Here is a 16,095-nt window from a genome sequence, read left to right on the forward strand (position 1 = left end):
GCCGGCAGGGTGTTTACAGCGTCACCACCACTTTGCCGATCTGTTCGTTCGATTCCAGGTAGCGGTGGGCGTCCTGGATCTGCGCGAAGGGGAACACCTTCGCGATCTTCGGCGCCAGCGTGCCCTTGTCCAGGCCATCGACGATGAACGCCTTGGCACGTGCCAGCGCGGCATCGTCGGAGACGATTTCCGAGTACAGGTAGCCCTTCAGCGTCAGCGACTTGCCCAGCACGTTGAACAACGGGAACGGGGTGGGTTCGCTGCTCAGCGCGCCGTATTCCAGCAGGATGCCGCCACGGGCCATTGCCTCGGTCAGCGGCACGAACTGCGGGCCACCGATCGGGTCGAACACCACGCGGGCGCCGGCACCGCCGGTGATGCGCGCCACTTCGGCTGCCAGGTCCTGTTCCTGGGTGGCGATGACATGGGCGGCACCGGCATCGAGCAAGGCCTGGCGCTTGCCCGTGCCACGGGTCACCGCAATCGGCGTGGCACCCACTGCATTGGCGATCTGGATCGCGGCCAGGCCGACGCTGCTGCTGGCAGCGGTGATGATGACGGAATCCCCGGCGGCCAGCTGCGCCTGCTCCAACAGTGCGCCCCAGGCGGTGACGTACTGCATCCACACCGCAGCCGCCGTTTCGAAGCCCAGCGCCTGCGGGTGCTTGACCACCAGTCGTGCCGGCACGTTGGCCAGCTCGCCGTAGGTGCCCCAGCGGGCGATGTCCAGCGGCGGCACCACGCTCACCGCATCGCCAGCAGTGAATCCGCTCACCGCACTGCCGACCGCCTCGACCATGCCGGCCGCTTCATAGCCCAGCCGGCTGGGGAACTGCGCCTCCTGCAGATAGGCGCCGTTGCGGAACATCACCTCGGCACGGTTCAGGCCGATGGCCTTGACCCGGATCTGGACCTCGTCGGCGGCGGGGGCGGGAACATCGATGTCGTCGATGCGCAGCACATCGGCGCTGCCATATTCGTGGATGCGGACAACCTGGCTCATGGGGGGCTCCTGGGCAAGGCCGGCGCTGGGGCCGGCGGAAAGGTGGAGGCTACTGTGCGCGTGGCCTGCCTCCAGAATAAGGGGTAATCTGGCGTTTCATTGAAAACCAATTGTTTGCAATGGACCTGATCGCTCCCCTGCGGACCTTCGTCAAAGTGGCCGAGGTCGGCTCCTTCGCCGCTGCCGCCGACGCGCTGGGCCTGTCGCCGCAGCTGGTCGGCAAACACGTGCAGTCGCTGGAACAACACCTGGGCGTGCGCCTGCTCAACCGCACCACGCGCAAGCAGAGCCTGACCGACTTCGGCCAGGCCTATCTGGCGCGTGCGCGGGTGATCCTGGAGGAGGTGGAAGGCGCCGAGCAGCTGGCCGAAGTAGCGCGCGGGCGGCCGATGGGGCGCCTGCGCGTCAGCGCACCGGTCACCTTCGGCGTGCATGCACTGGGGCCGGCGGTGGTGGCCTACCTGCAGCAGTACCCGGACGTGCAGGTTGATCTGAACCTGTCCAACAGCCTGGTGGACATCGTCGAGGACGGCTTTGATCTGGTATTCCGCACCGGTGATCTGGCCGACAGTGGGCTGGTGGCGCGACGGCTGGGGCCGTATCCGCTGGTGCTGTGTGCATCGCCGGCGTACCTCGCATCGCGCCCGGCCATTGTCCATCCGGCCGATCTGAGTCGGCACGAGTGCCTGGGCTTCGCCCATTCGATCATCCGCACGCGCTGGAGCTTCCGCGATGCTGACGGCAGCGTGCTGAGCGTGCCGGTGTCCAGCCGCTTCATGGTCAACCAGGCCGAGCCGCTGCTGACCGCGGCAGTCGGTGGGCTGGGGTTGATCCTGCAGCCCCATGAAATGCTTGCCGCCGCGCTGGCGCGTGGTGAACTGGTGGAAGTGCTGCCGGACTACGTGCCGGTGTCGACGTGGATCAACCTGGTGTACCCGCGCGACCGCCAGCTGACGCCCAAGCTGCGCAGTTTCCTGGACTTCTGCGTGGCACGCTTCAGCGAGCAGACGATGGCACGGCGATAGCACGGCATCGGTTGGCATTCCTGTGACTGCCTGCGAAGGATCGCCCTGAGACGATTGGCCGGTTGCCGCTGCGTAGCGCGCGCTTGCTGCTGGGGCTGGCGGCATTGCTGTTCGCCGCCAAGGTGATTGCGCAGCAGACGCCTGCGCAGGCGCTGGCCGCATGGGAAGCGCAGGGGCGTGCGGATGGCCTGGCGCGACCGGATATCGAATGCCAGGATTTCCTGCAGGCGATGGGCCGGAAGCCTGCGGGACTGGAATACAGCGGCTGCAGCCAGGACGACGCGTCCTGCATCAAACCCATGCAGGCCCACTACCGCGTTCCAGGTACCCAGGCAGTGAAGGTGGAAGCCTATCTGCGCGAGACCTTTGCCATGCCTGCATTGCGCTACGCCTGTTGCGGCTGGAGCAATGGCGCGCCGTACTACTGGCGCGACGGCCCGGATGCGGTGAGGTACCAGATCGGCATGGGCGTGGAATCGCTGCCGCATGAGCGGGGCGATTGGCATCGCATCGAGGCGTTCATCGTCACGGCTGAGGTGCTGCGGCAGGGTCCCTGGCATGGATGCAGCGGGCGGTTCCATGATCTAGGATGCGCCCAGGGATACCCGCAAAGGAACTGCCATGAAGGCTGTTGGATGCCTGCTGCTCTGCAAAGTACTGGCCTGTTCGGTGCTGATGACGCTTTGGGCTGTTCCGGCAGTGGGCGCCGCCTCCAGCGTGCGTGCACATCCGCATGCGCAGGACGCCATCGGTGACTGGCTTGCGGCCTTCAATGCGGGCAGCCTCGAGGGGTTGCAGGCATTCGCCGATAGATACGCGAAGAAGCAAGGCAGCGGTCCCAAGGACTATCTCGAGTTCCGCGAAAGCACAGGCCCCTTGCGCGTACTCGAATCAACCGAGAGTGCACCCGGCCAAGCGAAGCTGCTGGTGATGGGCCAGATGAACGAACGCGCGATGTGGGTGACCGCCGTCATGGACCCGGCCAATCCGTCGCACCTGATGCAGTTCCAGATCGAGGGCACTGAAACGCCGGACAAGCACAAGCCGGCACGGGTTGCATTGCCTGCCCTGATGGCCGACGTCACAGCAAAGCTGGAGGCGCTGCGGGCACAGGACGCGCTGTCGGGCGCGTTGCAGGTGGCACAGAATGGGAAGGTGCTGCTGGACTGGCGCGGTGGTGATGCCGATCGCAGCACTGGAATTGCAGTGGGCGTGGAGACGCAGTTCCGCCTTGCGTCCTCCAACAAGATGTTCACCGCCGTGGCCATCCTGCAGCTGGTGCAGGATGGCAGGCTCAGTCTCGATGACACGATCGGCAAGCACTTGCCGGACTATCCGAACAAGGCTGTCGCCAGCAGCGTGACCGTGCGCGAGTTGCTGTCACACACCAGTGGCCTGGGGGACTTCTTTGGCGATGGTTTCGAACAGTATTCCGCGTCCCTGAAGACGCTGGATGACTACGTGCAGCGGTTCGCCAGGGATGCGCCGCAGTTCACGCCCGGCAGCCAGGACAGCTACTCCAACTATGGCTTCATCGTATTGGGACGCATCATCGAGGCGGTATCGGGGCAGTCGTACTACGCATATGTGGAGGAGCACATCCTGCACCCGGTGGGCATGACCGGCACCGGCTTCGAGCCGGAAACAGCGAGCGTTCCAAAGCGTGCCGTCGCTTACACGAAGCACGATGGGCAATGGGTCCGTGAAACGAAGTCGCTGCCCTGGCGCGGCATGTCGGCCGGTGGTGGCTACAGCACAGTGGCCGATATGGTGAAATTCGCCGAGGCACTGCAAGGCGGGAAGCTGGTTTCACCTGCATTGCTGCAGCAGGCCACCACGGCGCAGAACCACAAGGGCTGGTATGGCTTTGGTTTCGTGGTTCAGGGCGAGGGCAGGGAGCATCAGTACGGCCACGAAGGCGGTGCGCCCGGATCGAACAGTGCCATCGTGGTGCTGCCGGCGCAGGGCTATGTGATCGTTGGCCTGGCCAATGTCGATCCGGATGCGATCGGTAATGTGGTCAACTACATCGCGCGAAGGTTGCCACTGTGAATGCGGCAGGTGCCGTTCATTCCGGTACCCGCACCATCTTCGTCATCAAGTGTTCCACCACACCCGCCGGGTCCGCAGTGCGGCCGACATGCGTGCTCGACATCTGCACAACCGAGCTGCGCTTGGCGGTGAGGAAATGAAAGCGGGCGCGCGCGGGCAGCTTTGCGATGGGTCCGGCGCTGGCGTCGCCACGGCAGATAGCCACGATTGCATCCAGCCATGGCTGCAGCGCGTCCTGGTCCAGCGCCGGCGCGAAGGCACGCAGGCGCTCAGGATCGATTTCGATGGCCGCCTCCAGATGGCGCGCGCCAGGGCAGGAGACGATCACCCCGACATTGATGAATTCCTCGCGTTCCACCCGCGGCACGACGCGGATGACCGCATAGTCATACGTGTGCAGCGTGGGCACGGATGGCCTCCTGCACGAACACTGCACGCACTTTCAGGCGGTGCTTGAGATAGTCGATATAGCCCTGGCGATAGGCCTGTGGGCTGTCGAACGCCGGTTCGTCCACCAGCCAGCTGTCCGGCACCAGGCCAACGATGCGCTCGATTTCGGCATCGGTCAGGCACGCAGCCAGTTCTGCGTCCACCTCGGCAATGCGGCTGGCGAACGACAGCAGCACGTGGTCGCGGATCAGCACGAACGGCTTCTCGCAGGCATCGCCGGCGCTGGCCCAGTCGTGGTGGAAGTACATGGCCGCACCGTGGTCGATCAGGTACAGCTTGCGATGCCATACCATCAGGTTGGGGTTGCGGGTGGTGCGATCGACGTTGCTGGTGAATGCATCGAACCAGACGATGCGCGAGGCCAGCTCGGCATCCACAGGCATCGCGGCCGGGTCGTAATTGATTGCACCGGGCAGATAGTCCAGGCCCAGGTTCAGGCCCTCGCTGGCGCGGATCAGCTCCTGGATTTCCGGGTCGGGCTCGGTGCGGGCGAACTCGCGGTCCAGCTCGACGAACAGGATTTCCGGAATCGGCAGGCCCAGCGTGCGTGCCATCTCGCCGGCGATCAGCTCGGCGATCAACGCCTTCGGGCCTTGGCCGGCTCCACGGAATTTCAGCACGGCCATGCCGTCGTCGTCGGTCTCGACCACGGCGGGCAGGGAGCCGCCTTCCCGTAACGGGGTGATGTAGCGGAGGGCATGTACGGTGCGCATGGACGCATTCTAGCGTCCTGCCAGGGCAGGCGTGCCGCAGCAGAGCGGGGCGCCAGCTTAATGAACGGGTACCGCGCGAACCGCTTGTTGCAGGTCGCCTGCAATCTTCACTTGTTCCTTCCGCGTGGAGTGGCAGCATTCGTTCCAACGGAGCAACGCACCCGCGTGTGACCTTCAACAGGAGGCGCTCATGCCACTACAGTGCAGCTGTCACGCTTCACCGTGTATGCAACGCAACGCGTGGTGTTGATCTTGACCTGACACGGTCACGCCATCGGCGCAGATGGCCATCCGCCGCAGTTCCAGCCAAGTTCCAGACACCTTTCACCCATCGCACCCCCGCGTTGCCCGGTCGGGCCTGCGATCCAGCTACTTGCGCCCCGAGAGAGATTCCTGCGTTGCCGTCGACGCTGGCAGCGTGGGACCGCCGAACCCACGCTATCCCCACAGGCTTTGGAGGTGCACCGATGAACGACGAATTCAATGCCATGCTGCCCCCACTGGACGATGCCAAGGCCGAGGAAATGATCGGCAAGGTCGTGCTGGTGGGTGTCACCCGCTATGGTGGCGACGGCCAAGTACAGGGTCTGGAGCAGTACGCGGGCACCGTGCTGCGCATCAGCGCCGACGAAGGCGTGGTGCTGGCCGACGAAGACGATGGTCATGAGCGCTACCTGCCGCCCATGCTCGACCAGTACCAGCGGGCCGAGCCAGGCGAATACCGCATGCGGAACAGTGGCATGATCGTGGTCGACCCCGATTACCTGACCGCCTGGGACCTGCACGCCCAGCAGTGACGACAGACCACGCCTGGCAGATGCCGGTCCATCGCCGGCCTCTCCGGGCGTGTCCCACTTTGCCCCATCCGGCCTCTAGCCCTTCCGGCCCATTCACCCCATCCCCTGCGGTGCTAGATTCGGGTCCATGCCCGATTCCGGGTACCCATTCACACCCAGGGGATAAGGATGCTGATCCGTCGAACCTCTCTGGCGGCGGCTGTTGCCGTTGCCACCGTCGGCCTGTTGGCCGCTGGCCCGGCCTCGGCCGACTACGCCAAGCCGCCGGAACACCTGCTCAAGGTGCTGAAGGCACCGCCACCGCCGGCGCCGAACGTGGCCCCGGGCGGCCAGCGCCTGCTGCTGACCACCGCGCAGACCTATCCCTCGATCAGCCGCGTCGCCCAGCCCTACCTGAAGCTGGCCGGCGTGCGGCTGGAGCCGAAGAACCGCAGCCGCCATGACACGCCGGGTGGCTACGGCATTCCGGCCTGCGTGGCCGACTTCACCCTGGTCGACATCGGCAGTGGCAAGGAGACCAAGGTCAACCTGCCGCAGGGCTGTGCCACCGGCGCGCTGTGGTCGGCCGATGGCAGCCATTTCGCCTTCCAGAATGCGGTCGATACCAGCGTGCAGCTGTGGGTGGGCGATGCGGCCACCGGGCAGGTGAAGCAGGTGCCGAACGTGCAGCTGAACCCGATCTTCGGCTACACCGTGCAGTGGCTGGGCGGCAGCCAGAACCTGCTGGTGAAACTGGTACCGGCCAACCAGGGCCCGGCACCGTCCAACGGCGGCGTACCGACCGGCCCGGATGCACAGGAGTCGCTGGGCAGCAGTGGCGAGAGCAGCACCTATGAGGCCCGCGACACGCTGACCAGCGTGCACGACGAAAAGCTGTTCGCTTACTACGGTGCCTCGCAGTTGGCCGTGGTAGATACCGCCGCAGGCAGCGTGCGCCCGGTCGGGCAGCCGGCACTGTTCAACGAAGTCAGCGCCGCGCCCGATGGCGTGCACGTGCTGACTGAATCGATCAAGGCACCGTATTCGCACGCGGTGACCTACCAGCGTTTCGCCAACGACGTGGCCGTGCTGGATATCAGCAGTGGCCGCAGCACGCCGATCGCCAGCCTCCCGCTGGCCGACCGCGTGCCGGTGCACGGCGTGCCGGAAGGCCCGCGCGGTTTCGACTGGCGCGCCACCGATCCGGCTACCCTGGTCTACGCCGAAGCGCTGGACAAGGGCGACTGGAAGGTCAACGTGCCGCATCGCGATCGCGTGCTGATGCTGAAGGCGCCGTTCAACGGCAAGCCGACCGAAATCACCCGCACCGCGCAGCGCTTCGAAGGCTTCGCGTGGACCGCCGATCCGGCCGTGGCCTTCCAGTACGAGAACGACGAGAATCGTCACTGGATGCAGACCCGCATCGTGGATGTGGACCAGCCGAAGAAGGAAGGCCGCCTGCTGTGGGACATGTCCAGCGATGAGCTGTACGGCAACCCTGGCAATCTGGTCTTCACCCGCCTGCCGAATGGCGCGCAGGTGGTGCGCCGTGAGGGCAACCATGTGTTCCTCAGCGGCCGCGGTGCCTCGCCGCAGGGCGACCGTCCGTTCCTCGACCGCCTCGACCTGGCCACGTTGAAGAGCGAGCGCCTGTTCCGCAGCAGTGCAGACGCCTACGAACAGTTCCTCGGTTTCAGCAACACGCCGGGCCGCTACCTGACCTGGCATCAGTCGGTGATCGATCCGCCGAATGCCTTCGTCCGCCAGCAGGGTGAGGCGGTGGCTGATGCGAAGGCCGGCGAGGCGCAGTTCGCGTCCACTGCGACCGCACTGACCAAGCTGGTCGACCCGACACCGGAAGTGCGCCAGATCAAGAAGCAGCTGGTGACCTACAAGCGCGCCGACGGCGTGGACCTGTCGTTCACCCTGTACACGCCGCCGGGCTACAAGGAAGGCCAGCGCGTGCCGGCGATCCTGTACGCCTATCCGGCCGACTTCGCCAACGCCGCGCAGGCGGGGCAGGTGTCCGGTTCGCAGCAGACCTTCACCCGCCTGCAGCCGTACCGCCTGATGCTGCTGGCCGGCTACGCGATCATCGACAACGCCTCGTTCCCGATCGTGGGCGATCCGAAGAACGCCTACGACACCTACCTGGAGCAGCTGGAAGCCGACGCCAAGGCGGCGGTGGACAAGGCCGTGGACATGGGCGTGGTTGACCGCAACCGCATCGGCGTGACCGGCCACAGCCACGGCGGCCTGATGACCGCCAACCTGATCGCGCACACCAAGCTGTTCAAGGCCGGTGTGGCGACCAGCGGTTCGTACAACAAGACCTTTACCCCGTTCGGCTTCCAGAACGAGCGTCGCTCGGTGTGGCAGGCGCAGGACGTGTACCTGAAGGCCTCGCCGTTCTTCTATGCCGACAAGATCAAGCTGCCGCTGCTGCTGGTCCACGGCGAGGACGACGCCAACCCGGGCACCGAGCCGTTCCAGTCGCGCAAGCTGTACCAGGCGATCCGCGGCAACGGCGGCACCACCCGGCTGGTGATGCTGCCGAACGAGCCGCACTGGTACACCGCGCTGGAATCGAACGAACAGTTGGTGGCGGAAATGCTGAACTGGTTCGATACCTACGTGAAGAACGCCAAGTGAAGGAACAGGAAGGCCGCCTCAGAGCGGCCTTCCTCCATTCTGTAGAGCCGAGCCCATGCTCGGCTGCCGTTCGCCGGAACCCCAGAGGCAAGGCAGCTCCATGAAGACTTGGTTGTTGGGACTGACAGCGGTGTGCGCATCGTCTGCGGCGATGGCGGCACAGCCACAGATGAGCGTCGATGTGAGATACGACTGGTACGGCTGGGGCTCGGTATCGGAGCACTGGGTGATCCGGCGCGATGCCTATGGCCTGACCACCCGCGTGCAGGTGGTGGAGAGGCCCGACGGCAAGGCGCGATTGCCGGAGCTGCTGCCGTTTGGCGCCATGGCGGCGCTCGACACCGCGCTGCAGACCGCCCCGCTGACCAGGGCGGCCGCGGTGCAGCGGATCGCTTCGCGGCTGGATCGCGCCGAAATACTGTCCCTGGACCCGGGGCTGCACAGCTTGGACACGGATGCCTGCTCGTTCGCACAGCAGCGCGCGTGGGCGCGCAAGGCGCTGTCCGGACGGAGCCTGCAGTCGCGTGTCGACCGGCATTTCTCCGGGCTCTGGACCGATGATGTGCCGATGATGACGGTTGTCGTGAGCCGGCCGGGGCGTCCGGATGTGGTGCTGGTGTCGACCTCACAGAAGGTAATGATGCTGCCCTGGAAACGCCTGCCCTCGGTGGTTTTCGAGCAGCAGGACCTGGACAACGCGCAGGAGCAGTGGCACCCGGAACTGAGCGAAGCGGTGATTGCCCTGCTGCCGGAAGGGGAAGACTCACGCAGGCGTTTCCAGACGCGCTGGTTGCATGACCGGCTGCGCAGGGATCTCGCGATGGAGTCGCTGGACTGTGGCGCCAGGGGCAGGGAATCCGCCATGTGATCAATTGCGCATGTCCTGAAATCAACCGTGGAGACACGGTAACGGCGTGTTACCGGCACATTCGCACGCCACGCAAATGATCTAGGCTGAACCTGATAGCTCGTTTCAGGTCACTGCGATGAAAGCCATTCTCCTTGCTGCAACGTTGTCGTTGGCCCTGGTTTCAACCGCCCATGCCCAGTCGTTTCCTGCTGAGCTGACGCAATTGGGCATCGTCGCCGGCATGCCCTATGCCAAGGCCAAGCGCCTGCTGGATGCGGCAGGTTGGCAGGCGAGTCCGGCACAGGGCGCCCCCGAGTCACTTGAGGGCTTTCCGGAAGTCGGATGCCAGAAGGGCGGAAAGCAGTGCGCGACAATCTTCGAGAAGGGCGGGCAGCAGATCGCGGTGCAGCTGGGCACTACCTTGGCAGGGCAGCCGTTCGTGCAGGGCGCTGATTGAGCGTCTGCCACTCTCACGCCAGCGGTAGGCGATCCTGCGCGCGTGACAGCCGGTCATGCAGGTCACGCACATGCTCGGCCTTGGCATGCACCCGGGTGGTATCACCGAAGCTGCGCAGGTAGGCGCAGGCGGCGAAGCCGGCACTCTTCTTTTCGTAATCGGCAATCCAGGCCAACCGGTCCGGGTTGTTGGCCTGTTCGGCTGACCACGCAGCCACCGGTGGCCTGATGCGATAACGCAGGCCGACGCGCCACGGCTTCGGTGTCAGTCGGGCACGGAAGCAATGCTGCAGCCGGCACATGCGCGCGTACAGGGTGTCGGTGCCCAGTGCCTTGAAGAATGACTGGAGCTGCTCGTCCTCGGGTGAGAACGTGGCATGCATCGCCAGCACGCGCAGCCCCGCCGGGGTGCGGTAGACGCGCAGATGCCAATCGGGATGCTGCTCGCTGAAGGCGTCCACGCGCTTCAGCGCAAGCCCTTCAGCACCGCCGGCAGCGGCCAGGCGCTGCTTCCGCCGCATCAGCAGTGCCGCGTTGACCAGCAGCACTGCCGCCACGCCCAGTACCAGGCCCACCAGCCAATGCCAGAGCACGGTGCCGATGACGGCGCCGGCAAGCAGTACGACCGCCGCGACGATGGCCGGTATCACGCATCCAGCCGGTGGCTGCGCATGGTCGATGTCGGCGAACAGCACGTCGGGGCTGTTGAGGCACAGCGCGCCATAGCTGTTGCGGGTGATGATGACATCGCCATCGCGCTGTACGATCTGCTCGCGGATCGGCACGCCCTCCACACCGTAGTTGCTGCGCACTTCGCGACGCGGCAGCACCTGCCCGGCGATGATGGCGTTGAGGGCTTCATGGGCACGTGCGTCGGCGTGGGCCTGGGCTTGGGCAGGCCCCTCGTCGGACCAGCCGAAGCGGCGCACGACCATCGGCCGGCCACGGAAACGGGCCTGCAGGCGGGCTTCGGCCCAGTACGCGGGAACGATCATCATCGTGCGGTGCTCCATCATCCATGGCAGGTGCCTGAGTGAGTCTGGCACAGCCCCGAAGGGCCTGCATGTGCCCGCTGCGGTGGCCGGGGCGGAGTGGTAGATTGCGCGCTTCGCATGCACTCCACCAAGGACGGAGCGATGTCCAGTTTCCTGCGTTGCCTGCTTGCCCTGGCCTGTGCCGGGGCGGTCGGCGTGGCGTCGGCGGGAACCCCGCCGGGGCCGCAGATCCTCACCACCGATGCCAGCCGCTTCTACGCGCTCTACGACAGCACCGGCGGCAAGCCCAGCATCGCCCAGCTGGCCGGTTACCTGGCCGAAGGCAGTCCGGGCTTGGGTGAACTGGCGAAGGCGCGCCGGGTCACGCCCGAGCGTATGGCCGAGGCCATTGCCAGCCAGCCCGGGGTGTATGCGCAGGGACGCGGTTGCCTTGCAGAGCTGCCGGCGGTGAAGCAGCGCCTGGTGCAGGTGTTCGGCAACCTGCAGGCGATCTATCCGCAGGCCGCGTTTCCGCCGGTGACCATCGCGGTCGGCCGCGGCCGACCGGTCGGGTTGACCTCCAAGAGCGGGGTGATCATCGGCCTGGAAGCGCTGTGCGCAGCCGATTTCATGAATCCCAATGTGCAGGACCGCTTCGTGCACGTGATCGCGCACGAGTACGTGCACATCCAGCAGACCGGCCTGACCGACGTCGAGCCGGGCGACCCGCATGCGACGGTGCTGCGTGTTTCACTGGGCGAAGGCATCGCCGAGTTCATCGGCGAGCTGATTTCCGGCAATGTCGGCAACGGTCGCCACGCGGCCTGGACCCGTGGCCGGGAAGTACATATCGAAAGCGCCTTCGCACTGGATGTGGACAGCACCGATCTGTCGCCGTGGCTGTACAACTACAAGCCCGGTTCGCAGGAACCCTATGATCTGGGCTACTGGGTGGGCTATCGCATCGCCAAGGCCTATTACCTGCAGGCCGAGGACAAGCGTGACGCGGTGCGTGCGCTGATCCAGCAGGACAACCCGAAGGCGATCCTGGCCGCCAGTGGCTGGACGCCAGGCATGTGGATGCCGGCCAAGGTGACAGGCGTGGCGGCGCGGTCGGCGGCACGCTGAGCGCGGGGCCGCGCGCTAGACTGGCGCAGACATTCAACGGAGAGACCCCATGCGTTCCTTGTCCGCTGGCTTGGCCGCGGTTGCCCTCGGTAGCGCGATGAGCGCCCATGGGATGGCGGCCGACGTGCCCGCCATCAACCCGTTGTTGGTGGAACCTGTCGAGCGACTGCGCCCGGACGAGGTGCGCTTCATGCAGCAGCGCCTGGCCGATTGGCCGGAACTGCAGCGTTACCGCGATGCCAACGCGCGATTGCCTGCCGCCGTACCGGGGCAACCACGCGTGGTGCTCTTCGGTGACTCGATCACCGAAGGCTGGGGCAGGGAGGGCAGCGCGACGTTCTTTCCCGGCAAGGGTTGGCTCAATCGCGGGATCAGCGGCCAGACCACGGCGCAGATGCTGGTGCGTTTCCCGCAGGACGTGCTGGCACTCAAGCCGCAGGTGGTGGTGATCCTGGCTGGCACCAACGACATCGCCGGCAACACCGGCCCGTCCACGCAGGCGATGATCGAAGACAACCTGCACGCGATGGTGGACCTGGCTCGTGCACATGGCATTGCCGTGGTGCTGGCATCGGTGCTGCCGGTCAGCGATTACCCGTGGTTGCCGGGCACGGCACCTGCGCCCAAGGTGCGCGCATTGAACGCGGCATTGAAGCGCTATGCCGATGCGAAGCAGCTGGTCTATCTGGACTACTACACGCCGATGGCCAATGCCGCTGGAGGGCTGGATCCGCAGCTGGCCGACGACGGCGTGCATCCCACCGCGAAGGGCTATGCGGTGATGGCGCCGTTGGCCGAGGCGGCGGTCAAGCGCGCAATGGCGCTGGAGTAGGCACAGTACCCGCACTGCACAGGATCCAGCCCGCCAAGGTACAGTGGCGCCGAAGCTGGCCACGCCGCGTGGCCGCCAGGGACGATGGGGTGGGTGATGCGGAAGGGAATCCAGGGATGGCTTTGCCGCAGTGGCGCAACGATGGCCTTGCTGCTGGCCGCCGTGCCGGCGTTCAGTGCAGACACGGCGGTGCCTTCGCCGCTGACGCGTGAACCGGTGGGCGGCGTTTCGTTGGCCGAATGGACCGCCCGCTGGTGGCGCTGGGCCGACGCCCAGGGCGGCGCGCCCTATCTCGACCCGGATGGCCGTGTGTGTGATCTGGGCCAGGAAGGCCCGGTCTGGAACCTGGCCGGCACCAATGGCCGTTTCCGGCCACATCGCGAATGCGTGGTGCCGGCTGGCAAGTACCTGTTGCTGCCGATCATCAACATGGCGCACTACCAGGTGGATGAGGCTGTGTCCTGCAAGGAGCTGCAGGCGGGGGCGGCGGTCAACAACGATTACCTGATCAGCGCGGTGGTGCTGCTGGACGGCCAGCCACTGGGCGACATGCGCAGGCATCGGGTCCGCAGCGAAGGCTGCTTCCGCATGGATGCCGGCGACGAACACTCTCGGCTGGCCGCCGCCGACGGCTACTGGGTAATGCTCAAGCCGTTGCCGCCGGGCCGGCATACCCTCAGCGTGGGTGCCAACTACGGCGTGCCGGATGGCGGCGCATACAGCCGCATGCGGCAGTCCTTCGAGTACGTGCTGCACGTGGGAGGGCGCACCCAGGTCGTGTCGCGCGAACCGCACGCGGTGCCGGTGGCGGCCCCCTGAAGCTCAGGCGTCGTCCTGCTTCAACGCCGCATCGGCGGCCAGCAACGCTTCGGCGGCCGCACTGAGCGGCGGCGACGGCGGGGCGACCACGCCGATCGCTTCCATCATCTTCGGCATGCCCAGGAACTGCCGCGCACGCCGGTCGTAGATGCCGGTGACCAGCAGCGCGCGCGTGGCGATCTTCTGCTCGGCGCCGATCAGCACGCGCTGCTCCATGATGCCGCGCGAGCCGACCCAGCCCACCAGGCGCGTTTCCAGGGTGAAGCGCTGGAACGGCTTCAGCTCGCGACGGAACTGGATGGTGCCGGCGCCTACGATGGGCGCCCACTTCTCGCGCAGCGCCACCCGGCCCAGGCCCATGCGCAGGATCAGGTCCAGCCGGCCCAGATCGAAGATGTTCCAGTAGCGACCGTTGGTCATGTGCAGGTTGCTGTCCAGATCGTTGGGCAGCACCCGGAACTGCAGGCGCGAGACCCCGAACGGGGCCTCCAGCTTCGGCCGGAACAGGCTGTACAGCAGCAGGTGGAGCAGGCGGAACCAGAGATTCATGGTTATGACGACTGTTATAGAATCGCCGGTACGCTAATCTATGACGACTGTCTTAGCAAGGAGCCCGCCGTGAGCCCGCGTCCCTCTGATGCGCCACAACGCGTGATTGATGCTGCGGCACAGATGCTGGCGCGCGTGGGTCTCAATGCCACCAGCATCCGTGAGGTGACCAAGCTGGCCGAGGCACCGCTGGGCTCCACCTATCACCACTTTCCCGGCGGCAAGCAGGAGTTGCTGGCGCGCGCCACCCACATGGCTGGCGACAAGGTAGAAGCGCTGCTGGTGGAGCTGCTGAAGGGGGGGGCGGTGCAGGGCCTGCAGCAGTTCCTGGCGATGTGGCGTGAGCGCTTGCTGCGTTCCGGGTTCCGCGCGGGCTGTCCGGTGCTGGCCGCGGCAGTGGAAGAGCCGGTGGAGGCCGTGCCCAGCCAGGCACGCGTTGCCGCTGCCGAAGTGTTCGCGCGCTGGCAGGGGCACCTCGCCTCGGCGTTCGTCGCTGAAGGGCGCGCCCCCGCAGCGGCGGGCGAGCTGGCCAGCCTGGTGATTGCCAGCGTGGAAGGCGCAGTGGCGATGTGCCGCGCACTGCAGGACATCGCCCCGTTCGACCAGGTGACCGCGCAGTTGCTGAAGGCGGCCGCGCGTCCTTGATCCGGCTATCCGCGTGCGGAAGACGCGCAGCAGGTCATCGGAAGATCATCAGATAGCCCCAGCCGAGCACGATGGGCAGGAAGGCAGCGATGGCCGACGCGCCCAACCAACGCAGGTAGCTGCGGGAGGCGGGGGATCCCTGCCGCTTGAGGGCCCAGGCATGCGTCGGGAGCACCAGCAACGCCTGCACCGCAAAGGTGGCCACGGCGGCAAGCCATGCCACCAGGACGCCGAGGCAGCCATCGCTGATGCAGCGGCTACCAAACCACGAACCCCAACCGGCGAGGCCAATCATTGGAACGAACATCACGAGGGCGGTGGAGCGGGTGAGCTGGTAGACGTGCATGCCGTAGAGCATACTTTTTCGTGGCGGAAAGTCATGATCCAGCCGCCGGCGCGCGGGTACAAGGCCGGCGCCAGTGCGGCCTGTGGGTGATGGACCCACGGCCCCATCGCGCTGGAATCCGTCCACCACCGCCTACGCGTGCCCGGCAAGGATGTCCGCATGCAGTATCAGGTTCCCGAGGTCCCTTGCCGCGCTGCCTCCCGCCCCCTCGCGGCGGCATGAAGCGCTCGCGCCATTTTTCACGCAGTCCACTGAAATTGCCCGTAAACCACGGCAGCGAAGTCGTGCGTGCGCGCCGGTACCTGCAGCAGGGGGGTTGGCCACGCCTGCAGATGGCCCTGATCGTCGCCCTGACCGGTGCGGCCGGATTCCTTGCCTCGTACCTGCTGCGCCTGGCCGGCATCGACGCGATGTTGCTTCGCTACCCGATGGCCGTGTTGCTGGCCTATGGCGTGTTCCTGCTGCTGGTGTGGATCTGGATCCGCTGGCGCTGGGCAGCGTACTGGAGGGACTGTCGCCGGATGTGGGCGGTGGCAGCCCATCGCCTCGCATGCAGGGCATGCAGGAACAGGGATGGTGGCGGGTATGCGTGTCGCATACGATCTGGCCGCTGCTCGGCCTGCTGCTGTTTTTCGCCGTACTGGGCTGGCTCGCGCAGGAATGCGTGCCGGGTGCGAGCCATCTGCTGCAGGTCATCCAAGGGGGGGGGAGTGCGGTTGGCTCCTTCATATCGCCTGGACCCGCCCCGTTTTCAGCTGCACTGAACAGTAGGCTATGATCGCGGTCGGCCGGGATTCGTGTCCCGGCGGTGTCACCTATCGGGAG

17 protein-coding genes and 1 pseudogene are annotated in these 16,095 nt (G+C 66.1%); 12 read left to right on the forward strand and 6 right to left on the reverse strand.

All coding sequences use genetic code 11. From position 1 onward, the window contains the following. Positions 1-13 precede the first annotated feature (13 nt). Positions 14-1,003, reverse strand: coding sequence for a zinc-dependent alcohol dehydrogenase family protein (locus AC5P5W_RS07860; protein WP_014647647.1), 990 nt, complete (start codon positions 1,001-1,003; stop codon positions 14-16). A 119-nt stretch (positions 1,004-1,122) separates the two neighbouring features. Between AC5P5W_RS07860 and AC5P5W_RS07865 the strand changes: the two genes are divergently transcribed. From AC5P5W_RS07865 to AC5P5W_RS07875, 3 genes are all read left to right on the forward strand, one after another. Further along, positions 1,123-2,028: a LysR family transcriptional regulator gene (locus tag AC5P5W_RS07865; RefSeq protein ID WP_032962018.1), complete on the forward strand. Its 906-nt coding sequence runs from the start codon at positions 1,123-1,125 to the stop codon at positions 2,026-2,028. Positions 2,029-2,090: 62 nt separating this feature from the next. Continuing rightward, the gene (locus AC5P5W_RS07870) at positions 2,091-2,783 is read left to right on the forward strand and encodes a DUF4952 domain-containing protein (RefSeq protein WP_495221015.1); all 693 of its coding nucleotides are present in this window, start codon (positions 2,091-2,093) and stop codon (positions 2,781-2,783) included. Beyond that, on the forward strand, positions 2,704-4,080 hold the full coding sequence (locus AC5P5W_RS07875; protein WP_227863943.1) for a serine hydrolase domain-containing protein: 1,377 nt from the start codon (positions 2,704-2,706) through the stop codon (positions 4,078-4,080). Before AC5P5W_RS07870 ends, AC5P5W_RS07875 begins: the two co-directional genes overlap by 80 nt. 16 nt (positions 4,081-4,096) lie before the next feature. Here AC5P5W_RS07875 and AC5P5W_RS07880 read toward each other — a convergent pair whose 3' ends face one another. After that, positions 4,097-4,489, reverse strand: coding sequence for a DUF3037 domain-containing protein (locus tag AC5P5W_RS07880; RefSeq protein ID WP_014647643.1), 393 nt, complete (start codon positions 4,487-4,489; stop codon positions 4,097-4,099). Continuing rightward, entirely contained in the window at positions 4,467-5,243 is a 777-nt protein-coding gene (locus AC5P5W_RS07885) for a HipA family kinase (RefSeq protein ID WP_046431494.1), read from the reverse strand. Before AC5P5W_RS07885 ends, AC5P5W_RS07880 begins: the two co-directional genes overlap by 23 nt. A gap of 467 nt (positions 5,244-5,710) precedes the next feature. Between AC5P5W_RS07885 and AC5P5W_RS07890 the strand changes: the two genes are divergently transcribed. The 4 genes from AC5P5W_RS07890 to AC5P5W_RS07905 all read left to right on the forward strand — a co-directional run bounded on the left by AC5P5W_RS07890 (position 5,711) and on the right by AC5P5W_RS07905 (position 9,978). Further along, positions 5,711-6,040 (forward strand): hypothetical protein, encoded by a 330-nt coding sequence (locus AC5P5W_RS07890; RefSeq protein WP_014647641.1) that lies wholly within the window; start codon positions 5,711-5,713, stop codon positions 6,038-6,040. A gap of 168 nt (positions 6,041-6,208) precedes the next feature. Next, on the forward strand, positions 6,209-8,671 hold the full coding sequence (locus tag AC5P5W_RS07895; RefSeq protein ID WP_197574916.1) for a prolyl oligopeptidase family serine peptidase: 2,463 nt from the start codon (positions 6,209-6,211) through the stop codon (positions 8,669-8,671). Positions 8,672-8,726: 55 nt separating this feature from the next. Then, positions 8,727-9,539 carry a hypothetical protein gene (locus AC5P5W_RS07900; RefSeq protein ID WP_414611738.1) on the forward strand — a complete coding sequence of 271 codons (813 nt, stop codon included), beginning with the start codon at positions 8,727-8,729 and terminating at the stop codon, positions 9,537-9,539. Positions 9,540-9,657: 118 nt separating this feature from the next. Next, positions 9,658-9,978 (forward strand): hypothetical protein, encoded by a 321-nt coding sequence (locus AC5P5W_RS07905; protein WP_049442473.1) that lies wholly within the window; start codon positions 9,658-9,660, stop codon positions 9,976-9,978. A gap of 13 nt (positions 9,979-9,991) precedes the next feature. Here AC5P5W_RS07905 and AC5P5W_RS07910 read toward each other — a convergent pair whose 3' ends face one another. Further along, positions 9,992-10,975, reverse strand: coding sequence for a membrane protein (locus AC5P5W_RS07910; protein WP_049442512.1), 984 nt, complete (start codon positions 10,973-10,975; stop codon positions 9,992-9,994). A 138-nt stretch (positions 10,976-11,113) separates the two neighbouring features. On the opposite strand from AC5P5W_RS07910, the gene AC5P5W_RS07915 reads away from it, so the two are divergent. From AC5P5W_RS07915 to AC5P5W_RS07925, 3 genes are all read left to right on the forward strand, one after another. Beyond that, positions 11,114-12,079 (forward strand): DUF2268 domain-containing putative Zn-dependent protease, encoded by a 966-nt coding sequence (locus AC5P5W_RS07915; RefSeq protein WP_049442474.1) that lies wholly within the window; start codon positions 11,114-11,116, stop codon positions 12,077-12,079. A 49-nt stretch (positions 12,080-12,128) separates the two neighbouring features. Continuing rightward, positions 12,129-12,911 (forward strand): SGNH/GDSL hydrolase family protein, encoded by a 783-nt coding sequence (locus tag AC5P5W_RS07920; RefSeq protein WP_053495524.1) that lies wholly within the window; start codon positions 12,129-12,131, stop codon positions 12,909-12,911. Between the two features lie 141 nt (positions 12,912-13,052). Next, positions 13,053-13,730, forward strand: a complete 678-nt coding sequence (locus AC5P5W_RS07925) for a hypothetical protein (protein WP_075076610.1) — start codon at positions 13,053-13,055, stop codon at positions 13,728-13,730. A gap of 3 nt (positions 13,731-13,733) precedes the next feature. On the opposite strand, the gene AC5P5W_RS07930 is transcribed toward AC5P5W_RS07925, so the two are convergent. Continuing rightward, on the reverse strand, positions 13,734-14,279 hold the full coding sequence (locus AC5P5W_RS07930) for a thioesterase family protein (RefSeq protein WP_046431478.1): 546 nt from the start codon (positions 14,277-14,279) through the stop codon (positions 13,734-13,736). A 69-nt stretch (positions 14,280-14,348) separates the two neighbouring features. On the opposite strand from AC5P5W_RS07930, the gene AC5P5W_RS07935 reads away from it, so the two are divergent. Then, positions 14,349-14,924 (forward strand): LmrA/YxaF family transcription factor, encoded by a 576-nt coding sequence (locus AC5P5W_RS07935; protein WP_197574914.1) that lies wholly within the window; start codon positions 14,349-14,351, stop codon positions 14,922-14,924. A gap of 34 nt (positions 14,925-14,958) precedes the next feature. Here the strand turns inward: AC5P5W_RS07935 and AC5P5W_RS07940 are convergent, their stop codons facing one another. Continuing rightward, the gene (locus tag AC5P5W_RS07940) at positions 14,959-15,282 is read right to left on the reverse strand and encodes a hypothetical protein (protein WP_197574913.1); all 324 of its coding nucleotides are present in this window, start codon (positions 15,280-15,282) and stop codon (positions 14,959-14,961) included. Positions 15,283-15,488: 206 nt separating this feature from the next. Between AC5P5W_RS07940 and AC5P5W_RS07945 the strand changes: the two are divergent. Continuing rightward, positions 15,489-15,970 (forward strand): annotated as a pseudogene (locus tag AC5P5W_RS07945) (hypothetical protein); the annotation flags it as partial. Positions 15,971-16,095 lie beyond the last annotated feature (125 nt).

The sequence above is a fragment of the Stenotrophomonas sp. YJH_SMC_123 genome (assembly GCF_059368215.1).

What these genes read in the sequence shown, in the direction of transcription:
- AC5P5W_RS07920 (WP_053495524.1), top strand. Translation starts at nt 12,129, where the DNA reads ATGCGTTCCTTGTCCGCTGGCTTGGCCGCGGTTGCCCTCGGTAGCGCG.
- AC5P5W_RS07910 (WP_049442512.1), bottom strand. Translation starts at nt 10,975, where the DNA reads ATGATGATCGTTCCCGCGTACTGGGCCGAAGCCCGCCTGCAGGCCCGT.
- AC5P5W_RS07900 (WP_414611738.1), top strand. Translation starts at nt 8,727, where the DNA reads ATGCTCGGCTGCCGTTCGCCGGAACCCCAGAGGCAAGGCAGCTCCATG.
- AC5P5W_RS07940 (WP_197574913.1), bottom strand. Translation starts at nt 15,282, where the DNA reads ATGCTCTACGGCATGCACGTCTACCAGCTCACCCGCTCCACCGCCCTC.
- AC5P5W_RS07890 (WP_014647641.1), top strand. Translation starts at nt 5,711, where the DNA reads ATGAACGACGAATTCAATGCCATGCTGCCCCCACTGGACGATGCCAAG.
- AC5P5W_RS07885 (WP_046431494.1), bottom strand. Translation starts at nt 5,243, where the DNA reads ATGCGCACCGTACATGCCCTCCGCTACATCACCCCGTTACGGGAAGGC.
- AC5P5W_RS07895 (WP_197574916.1), top strand. Translation starts at nt 6,209, where the DNA reads ATGCTGATCCGTCGAACCTCTCTGGCGGCGGCTGTTGCCGTTGCCACC.
- AC5P5W_RS07875 (WP_227863943.1), top strand. Translation starts at nt 2,704, where the DNA reads ATGACGCTTTGGGCTGTTCCGGCAGTGGGCGCCGCCTCCAGCGTGCGT.
- AC5P5W_RS07905 (WP_049442473.1), top strand. Translation starts at nt 9,658, where the DNA reads ATGAAAGCCATTCTCCTTGCTGCAACGTTGTCGTTGGCCCTGGTTTCA.
- AC5P5W_RS07865 (WP_032962018.1), top strand. Translation starts at nt 1,123, where the DNA reads ATGGACCTGATCGCTCCCCTGCGGACCTTCGTCAAAGTGGCCGAGGTC.
- AC5P5W_RS07860 (WP_014647647.1), bottom strand. Translation starts at nt 1,003, where the DNA reads ATGAGCCAGGTTGTCCGCATCCACGAATATGGCAGCGCCGATGTGCTG.
- AC5P5W_RS07915 (WP_049442474.1), top strand. Translation starts at nt 11,114, where the DNA reads ATGTCCAGTTTCCTGCGTTGCCTGCTTGCCCTGGCCTGTGCCGGGGCG.
- AC5P5W_RS07925 (WP_075076610.1), top strand. Translation starts at nt 13,053, where the DNA reads ATGGCCTTGCTGCTGGCCGCCGTGCCGGCGTTCAGTGCAGACACGGCG.
- AC5P5W_RS07930 (WP_046431478.1), bottom strand. Translation starts at nt 14,279, where the DNA reads ATGAATCTCTGGTTCCGCCTGCTCCACCTGCTGCTGTACAGCCTGTTC.